At 44.6% G+C, this 6,346-nt stretch carries 6 protein-coding genes; 1 reads left to right on the top strand and 5 read right to left on the bottom strand.

Going from position 1 to position 6,346, the window contains the following annotated elements; all coding sequences use genetic code 11:
- Positions 1–619 precede the first annotated feature (619 nt).
- Positions 620–1,879 (top strand): adenylosuccinate synthase, encoded by a 1,260-nt coding sequence (locus BCT81_RS10690; RefSeq protein WP_102424200.1) that lies wholly within the window; start codon positions 620–622, stop codon positions 1,877–1,879.
- A 75-nt stretch (positions 1,880–1,954) separates the two neighbouring features.
- On the opposite strand, the gene BCT81_RS10685 is transcribed toward BCT81_RS10690, so the two are convergent.
- The 5 genes from BCT81_RS10685 to BCT81_RS10665 form a co-directional block, all read right to left on the bottom strand.
- Positions 1,955–2,896, bottom strand: coding sequence for a sensor domain-containing diguanylate cyclase (locus tag BCT81_RS10685; RefSeq protein WP_102424198.1), 942 nt, complete (start codon positions 2,894–2,896; stop codon positions 1,955–1,957).
- A gap of 190 nt (positions 2,897–3,086) precedes the next feature.
- Positions 3,087–3,725 carry an OmpA family protein gene (locus BCT81_RS10680; RefSeq protein ID WP_102424196.1) on the bottom strand — a complete coding sequence of 213 codons (639 nt, stop codon included), beginning with the start codon at positions 3,723–3,725 and terminating at the stop codon, positions 3,087–3,089.
- 8 nt (positions 3,726–3,733) lie between these two features.
- Entirely contained in the window at positions 3,734–5,296 is a 1,563-nt protein-coding gene (locus tag BCT81_RS10675; protein WP_102424194.1) for a TadE/TadG family type IV pilus assembly protein, read from the bottom strand.
- Positions 5,297–5,300: 4 nt separating this feature from the next.
- Positions 5,301–5,858 carry a tight adherence pilus pseudopilin TadF gene (tadF, locus tag BCT81_RS10670; RefSeq protein ID WP_102424192.1) on the bottom strand — a complete coding sequence of 186 codons (558 nt, stop codon included), beginning with the start codon at positions 5,856–5,858 and terminating at the stop codon, positions 5,301–5,303.
- Positions 5,848–6,330 (bottom strand): TadE family protein, encoded by a 483-nt coding sequence (locus BCT81_RS10665; RefSeq protein ID WP_102424190.1) that lies wholly within the window; start codon positions 6,328–6,330, stop codon positions 5,848–5,850. Before BCT81_RS10665 ends, tadF begins: the two co-directional genes overlap by 11 nt.
- Positions 6,331–6,346: the final 16 nt, after the last annotated feature.

Below are 6,346 nucleotides of genomic sequence, written 5' to 3'. Positions count from 1 at the left end.
CTCAGTTCTGGAATGACACGAGAGAAAACGCGAACGCTTTGTTCATCATTCCCTACAGTGAAGAGCGAACGCAACAAGAAGTCTTGCTGTGCCGTAAGAGATTCCAGATACCTCGTCTCACGGTTCTGAAATGACACGAGAGAAAAACGTAAACGCTTTATTCGTCATTCCCTACAGTGAAGAACGAACGCAACAAGGAGTCTCGCTGTGCCGTAAGAGATTCCAGACACCTCGTTCCTCGGTTCTAGAATGACAAGAGAAATAACGTGAATGTTGTATTCGTCATTCCCTACAGTGAGGAACGAACGTGATAGGGAATCTCGCTTGTGGTTTGAGATTCCTGATACCTCGTTCCTCGGTTCTGGAATGACGCTAACAAATCGAGTGAACGTTCGGTTTATCACTTCCAAAGCAAAGAACTACAAACGCGTGACTCTCTTTTCACAATCCACCTGCTCCGTCATTACCTACAGTGAGGAACGAACGTGATAGGGATTCTCGCTTGTGATTAAGACTTTAGAGTTATATGGAATCCTTATCAAGATAATAAAGATAATTAATTTCTCTTATCCACAATGCAGCACTAACATGATTTCTCAATCAGTCAGGAGATAAACTTATGCCATCTATCGTTGTTGTGGGTGCAAACTGGGGTGACGAAGGCAAAGGCCGCATCGTCGATTTTTTAGCAGCTGAAGCATCTGCGAGCATCCGTTTCCAAGGCGGAAACAATGCAGGCCATACCGTAGTTAACGACTTCGGTACATTCAAACTGCACCAGCTTCCTAGTGGTATTTTTAACCCTGACTGTACGGCTGTACTTGGCCCTGGCATGGTGATTAGCCCTGCTGCATTAAGCGAAGAGATCGCAGAAGTTCAAGCAGCAAATGTTGACGTGAAACTTGCTATTTCTGATCGAGCTACACTGTGCCTACCACTGCACGCACTCGAAGATACGCTTGAAGAAGAACGCTTAGGTGATGCTGCTTACGGTTCGACTCGTCAAGGCATTGCGCCAGCATACGGCGATCGCGTGATGAAGAAAGGCATCCTTGTGGGTTGGTTAAATCAACCAGAGGTTCTAGAGCAGCGCATTCAATTCATGCTGGATTGGAAGATGCCTCAATTAAAGGCCCTTTACCCTAAATGTGACTTCACTCAGACCGCTTCAGAAATGACTGAATGGCTACTTGAAGTGACGAAAGCTTGGCGTCCGTTCATTTGCAACGTGACTGAGCCTCTTAAGGCACTTCAAGCACAAGACGCGAACCTACTGTTTGAAGCTCAACTCGGTGCAGGTCGTGACTTGGTTTACGGTGAATACCCTTGGACAACATCATCAAATGTAACGGCAGCTTACGCTGGTATTGGTAGTGGCTTACCTGCCCTTCGACCTGATCGCGTTATTGCAGTGGCTAAGGCATTCAGCTCGTCTGTTGGTACAGGTACCCTGGTTACTGCAATGGAAGAACAAGACAGCTTCCGTGAGAGCTCTAACGAATACGGTGCTACTACAGGTCGCCCACGTGATATGGGTTACTTCGATGCTGTAGCAACGCGCAACGGTGTTGAACTGCAAGCAGCGACAGAAATCGCTCTAACTAAGATTGATTGCCTGTCAGGTTTGGCTGAGTTAAAGATCTGTACTGCATACGCAGGTGAGCACAGCGAAAACCCAATTTGGCCACAAACGGCTGAGCTAAAGCCAGTTTATGAAGACATGGCGGGTTGGGATGAAGACATCACGGGTTGTCGCACTTTTGAAAGCCTTCCTCAAGCTGCACAGGATTATGTTACTCGTATTGAAGAACTGATGGGCGTGCCAATTGTAATGGTATCGGTTGGTCCAGAACGCGACCAAATGATCATTCGAGCTTAGACAAGTCAAATAAGCAAAAAGCCCACACTGGTGGGCTTTTTCGTACCTGTCTTCGGCATATAAAAGTTGTATAACTTACAACTTGTTTTTCTTGTTGCGATACATGTTTGCGTCTGATGACTTAATCAAGTTTATGATGTTCAAGCTTTCAGAATCAGAGGTTCCGCACCCATAGGAAAACCCAAGTGAAACATCATCATCACCACGAAACCCTTCAATGAACTCATGAAAATCTGCACGAATTTTACGAACCAATTCACAAGCGTATCCGGGCTCTTCTGAATGAATAACCACAATGAACTCATCACCACCGACTCTCGCCGGTATTGTGTTGTATTTGATGTTATTTCTTATACACGAAGCAAAGCCAGAAATATAGTCGTCACCTTTAAAGTGCCCATAAGTATCATTGATGTACTTTAAATTATCCAAGTCAAAATACAGACAAACGATCTCTCCATCATCAATGTTTGCTTTGTTGAACTCATAAAAGAACCCCCGTCGATTGAGCAACATCGTCATGATATCGAAGTGGCTGTTTTTATATAAAATCCTGCTCTCTTCTTTCAAGAGGATTTCAGAGCGTAGTAAGGTTGAAATGTTCTCAATCAGGTTCACTTGGCTTTCCGTATACTCGGTTGGATTCAAGTCAAACACAAATAGGATGGCAAACACTTCTCCATCTGTGCCGCTGATGGGGATGCCACAAAATGATTTATAGTCGTCAGGCTCCTTCTCAACAGTTGCCTCACCACAAGAACATCCACTCAAATAAACCGTGCGGTTCTCTTTGTATACGTACTCACAAAAACAACTGATCTTACTTTTGTGCTGCTCGCATAACTTGGTTGAAGAACATAAAACGCTCTCAAATCCCAAACAAGTAAAATCGGAGATCGTGATGATTCCCGCATTCGATGCGTCCATAATGTCGCATATGTTGTCCAATATAGATATCCAAGTATCTACGTCGATATTTTGTTCCATCCCTTCAGAAGAGACTCTGTCAAATAGCATCAATTATTCTTTAGTATCAGATAGTTAAATTTTATTGAATATTCATTAGCATCCGTTATAACAAAAATTCTATGCACGATAATATTGAGTGGGGTTCCGACAGACTGATGGCTAAGACTTCTTCTTAGCCACATCACAAGCCACTGACTCCATAAACTATTTATATTGGGTTTAACGCTAAGATATGCTCTTAGTTCACTCGTTCTGTGGCATCATCCATCGACGTCCAGATCTCGGCTCGTCTGTTCTTTGCTCGCCCTTCACTCGTTTCATTAGAAGCGATAGGCTTACTTTCACCAAAGGAACGAATAACCAAGCGATTCTTCTCTACACCATCAGCAACCAAGGCATTCGAAGTAGTGAGCGCTCTTTGTAGCCCTAAAGCTTGGTTGTAGCCTTCATCACCAGTGCTGTCTGTGTGCCCATCGACCGTGACCGAACTGCCACTGGTTTGTAATTCACTAGCGAGCTGGCTCAGTGCTTTGCTGCCCATTGGTGTTAGACTGTGTTGGTCAAAACCAAAGTGGATTCGAGCCAACAATCCGTGGCGCTCTTGGCTGCTGATCCAAGTCTTACATCCGGCTTTATTGATACCTAGACTCGATTGGCTGGCTAATGCCTGTTTCAACTCGTTGCTATCGGATTGTTGCTCTATTTGTAGCGCCCCCAACCTGTGCTGCGCGACACCAACAACATCATCAACTCTCACACTGTGTTGATATTCACTGAATGCCGTGTCGCAATAAACGCTTATGCCGTCCTCCGCATTGGCGTGAAGGCTAAATTGCAATGTCGACAGGACAATGGAACCGATCATAAACTTTTTCATATTTTCCTCTAATACAACTTAGTGATGCCGCTTGTTTTTGAGCCTTTACGGATGAGTTCTTCTATCTTTTCAATCAATTCATCAAGGTTAGATACGTCGATGATGTCCTCATTTGGGTCGATAACACAGTCTTGAAAACCGCTTTGCTGAGAAGCACGGAAATCGATACCGATGACACCAATATATAAGCCAGGTATCTCCTCTCTTGCTTTGTCACACATGCCTCTATCAACAAGCCCTTTAAGAATGCCGTTATTAGGGCTTTCTTGACCATCACTCAAAATAAGTAACATCTTGATTTTCTTGTTGTATGCTTGCTGTTCTTCGTCATCCGAGCTATTGGGATCGCCATCCTTAAGGATTTGAGAGCCTCTTAAGATCCCTTGAAAGGCGGCGGTACCACCGTCTGCCCACATAGAGCTAATCGGGTTTAGAGCGGACAATTTGTTCGATAATCGAATGTTTTTAAACTGCGTTGAACTTGAAGAACCATGAGCGTTAAAAAGATCCGTTCCATTCACACCATAGAAGTTGGGTCTTAACCCCGACTTGTCCGTAAACATCGTGGCTACAGACGTCGATAAATCAACATAGTTGTATACGTCAGCAACGTGATAGTTATCTAAATAGATCACATCCTTGATGCGCTTAGCGTACTTTTGATTGTCCGATTTTGGGCTTGGGCAGTAGGACTGCCAATTCGCGCAATTAAGTACCTCATTCTGCGAATACGCACGCCAATAATCCCAATTAACATCGTTGTAAGAATAAGGGGACACGTTGGGTTTATAATTGGGTTTATAACTCAACTGACTGGTCGCGTTCGCTCGACCACCTGAGACGATTTCCCTCGTTCTCACGTTAAAAGGCACAAATCCCACTCGGTTAAGTAGCTTATCTCCGGTGGTGTCTTCTCCAGGTTCATCACACACCTCTTTCCACTCACCATCGACGTACTCTAAGTCAGTCGATGTGCACAGGATTTTGCTAGATATCTGATCGATGGCCGTTTTCAAATCATCAATTTTTTTATGACGGCTTGACCCCCACCTATCATCCATCGAGCCAGAAAAGTCTGATACGAACACAATGTCGATGTTGTTATCACCAAGGTAAACGGGGTACTTTCGCGCTAGTGAGCGCCCTGCAAGATCTTGCTGCTCCTCAAACGAAGGGATAAAACTACTCGCGAACCAAGAGTCATGAGTGGTCTTTGCATTAACCGTGTATTGGATATATTCAAGAATCCCTGCCCCCTCATCTTCCGCTTGATGAAATCTCTGTGCAGAAAGATTGGTAGACTTAATGTCCCTCACGTAATTCTCGACATATTGAGTTGCTAATCCACGCGCGAGATCAGGCTGATCTTCAATCGTCACCGCTATTGCCGCAGCCTCTGCGGAATCTCTAAGTCGACTGGTCTCTTGCACGTAGCGTGTACCTTCAACTGCCCAAAAGGTCATTCCCATGATAGGAACAAGCAATAAGCCCATCCATACTGCGGCGACACCTTGCTGTCTTTGTAGACTGAGATACTGACGATTGATATGACGTTCATACTGAATTTTCATTTCATTATCTCCCAGGCATGATAGAAGAAGAGGCAATCTTAACCGTGGTACTCGTGCCATCATTAAAGAACGGCTTGAACCAAGAGCTTTCCTCTTCGCAAAGGCTAACGCGATAAAAGGGGTAAACAACGCCCTTATCTACCGGCGCTAAATCCGCATGGTCAATAATTGAATCCGTCTGGCAATTTAAGCTTCTGAACTTACTGCTACTAAACTCAGCGACATTAATGTTGTTCGTTAACGACTCGATCTTGATTGCCACATTGTCTACGGGTGTATTGAGCATTCGACTTGCTACCTTCGTCATGTCTTGTAATTCTGAGTTAGTCACAGACAGGTTCTGCCCCGCCAATACATCTGCTTCAAAATAACGCGTGCGTTCTTTAATCACGTTCACCAAAGCAAAGCTGGACCTATCGAGCTTTGCGCGTGCGAGCAGCTGATGGCTTAAATCGGCGCCAAAAAGATAAATGCCCCACAACGCGACAAGGATGAACAGCAACTCAACGGTAAAAGAACCTTGTTGGCGATTTCCATAAAACGCTCCTGGGTTACGGCGCATCATCGTTCCACCCCTCGTGTTCTAAGTTCAAAACCATGGTGCGTGTAATATCTCTATCTGCTGCACCAGCCAATTTAATGATTGGTGTGTAGCGATAAGTCACGGTAATTTCGGCCAAATCGTAATTGAAGTTCAAACCTTGGTCCGAATGCCCTCTGTTCTCAACAAAATCGTCGTAGGTTTTAAAATACTGACCCTTTATCGAGAAGCGTGAGCCATCAATCAAGAAGCTCCATAGATTGTCGTCATCTTCAATCAAGCTTCGGAACTTGTTCTCGTATTGCTCATTGATCCCTTTACCTTCATAGATCTTGGTATTTCTGATCGTTTCTCTAAGCGAGTATTCGGTCATGTTTACAACGTAGATTTGGTAGCTCGATTCAAAGATCGCAAAGGTTGCGAAGAACAGCACCAGAGCCCCTAAAACAAACTCAATCGCTGTCACCCCTTTCTGCTTATTAAGACGCTTCATCGCTCACTCCCAGTTG

This window comes from Vibrio sp. 10N.261.52.A1 (genome assembly GCF_002876325.1).
Taxonomy (GTDB): domain Bacteria; phylum Pseudomonadota; class Gammaproteobacteria; order Enterobacterales; family Vibrionaceae; genus Vibrio; species Vibrio chagasii.
Note: the sequence above shows the minus strand (reverse complement) of the source record. Positions and strands in the feature narration are given on the sequence as shown.